Annotated in this window: 1 protein-coding gene and 1 pseudogene; both read right to left on the reverse strand. The window is 59.7% G+C overall.

All coding sequences use genetic code 11. From position 1 onward, the window contains the following. A pseudogene (locus AWB75_RS36265) lies at window positions 1-1,644 on the reverse strand (muramidase); the annotation flags it as partial. A gap of 15 nt (window positions 1,645-1,659) precedes the next feature. Beyond that, a partial coding sequence (locus tag AWB75_RS36270) for a DUF2345 domain-containing protein (RefSeq protein WP_143746694.1) occupies window positions 1,660-2,010 on the reverse strand: 351 nt, incomplete at its 5' end.

The following is a 2,010-nucleotide window of genomic DNA, read 5'->3' on the forward strand; positions in this document are numbered from 1 at the left end:
ACCAGCCGCACGTGCGTTGGACGGTTGCAGCGGGAATGTCGACCACGCCTTCACCGCTGCAGCGCTCTGTTTGCCACCCTGTTCACGCTCGACCCAAACCTCGGGACCTGCAGGTCGGCTGACCGGCGCCTTCGCGTGCTTGTCCTTGTTGGCCGGCGCTACGGGCGCGGTCATTGGCTGGACCTTGGCCCAGTTACCTTTGCCGGGATCGCCCTTGGCGAGTTTGAGCAACTGTCCCGCAGGCACCGTCAGATCCGAGTCCGCTGGGGCGACGAGTTTGGCACCTTCGCGAATCAGCAACAGCGAACCCTGCGCCTTTGGCAACGCCTTCACGCGCTCACGGCTACGATCGATGAAACCTTTGAATGCATCCCCGGCGAACACTTCCACATGCAGCAACGGACGTGAGGGCTTGGGCGGCAACAGTTGCGCGTCGCTGTGGTCCTGATATTCGCCCAGGTAGCCCACCACGTCGCCGGCTTTCACCGCGAAGGGCTGATCGAGCACCACGACGGCATCCAACGGCTTGGGGTCCGTCAAGATGTCGAATTCCTCCAGGCGAACCCATCCGCTAACCGCGCCCGGATCAACCTGATCTCCCATCTTCGACGCAACGGGCGAACCCTTGATGATCCTTGAGATCTGCGCCCAGCCATTCGTCGCTTCCCGCGCCACCGTGATCTCACCGCCGCGCGGCAGCAGGCCAATCACTTCCCCAGCCGCACGATTTCTAATCTGCACACCCTGAGCAGGCTTCGCCCCATTCAACTCCGCAGGATCTACAGCCGGAGCACTGATACGTAGGCGCTCAAGATAGGGCACCGCCTTATCCACCGTGCTTGAGTTCAATTCCAGGGGATTACCTAAACCGTCGGAAAGCATATCGCCCGCGACTGAGCTTGCCTCAATATTCGGTTCACCCGGCGCCTGATCGAACCGAAAAGCCACTTTGGATGAGGGCGGCGCCTCTTGTGTCGCGGTAGCTTTCGTTCCCACGATAAAACGTCGGTCGCCTTGCCAATACGGCATGCGATGCGCGCACATCGAGACCGCCTCGGCGCCGCTCGATGGACTGTTCGCGTTCTGCTCACTTGCCTGATAACCTGCCCAGTCGAGTTGATGCATATACAGGCTGTAGAACTCGAGGACGTCATCTGCCGGTGGCGTATAGGTCGGCGCGCTCGCCGCAGGGCTAGCCGATGCCGAAGCGGAGTCTGCCGCCTTTGCGGGTTGCTTTGACTGATTCGGATCGGGGGGAAGCACAAGCTTATGCCTGAGGAGCACGAACCCCGTCGAATACAGCGCCATACGCCGATCGCTGTACTGGATCTCCGGATATGTCGTGTCCAGACGATACGCAATGACCTCACCATCCGCAATGGCGCGTACTCCGTCAAGCTGTTTCAGGGCACTGCCGGTCGCACCGTCGAAATGTATTCCGCCATGCCACATGCCGTTTGCGCCCAGCGGATAGAACCCACCCTGCGCGTTGCTCAATGCCTTGAGCCAGATCTGCGGATCCGCTGCATTGGCGTCAGCCGGTACGAACGGGTAACTCCAGTTCAATGGCTGTGGACGAGCAGGCTCCGCCGGCGTCGGTGGCACACTTGGTTTAGCTGATTGAGATTTCTTGTTTGTCGACATTGCTGAATACGTTCGTTAGGCTGAAAAGCGATTCGCGCGCCTTTGTGGCAACGTCCCCGAACTGCTGGGTAACGTAAGGTCGGGTTTCATTGAAGCCGTCCCTTGCTTTTGAATGGTGATGACCTTGAAAAACAGATCTCCTGGTCCACCCAAAGTAATGTTCCCGTCCTTCAGTTGCACGAACGCACCGCCGCACTCCAGCGTCAACTCCTTGGCTGCGGAAATCGTCGTCCTGCCGTTCACGCTCGCGATCGTGACATCCTTGTCCGCCACAAGCGACATCGCATCACTCTGCGCCTGAATCTCGACCGGCCCCTTGGCCGCGAAGAGCTTCAATCCAAGCCGCTGCGCGAATATGGACACCAG

Source organism: Caballeronia catudaia, from assembly GCF_001544755.2.
In the GTDB taxonomy this organism is placed as follows: Bacteria; Pseudomonadota; Gammaproteobacteria; order Burkholderiales; family Burkholderiaceae; genus Caballeronia; species Caballeronia catudaia.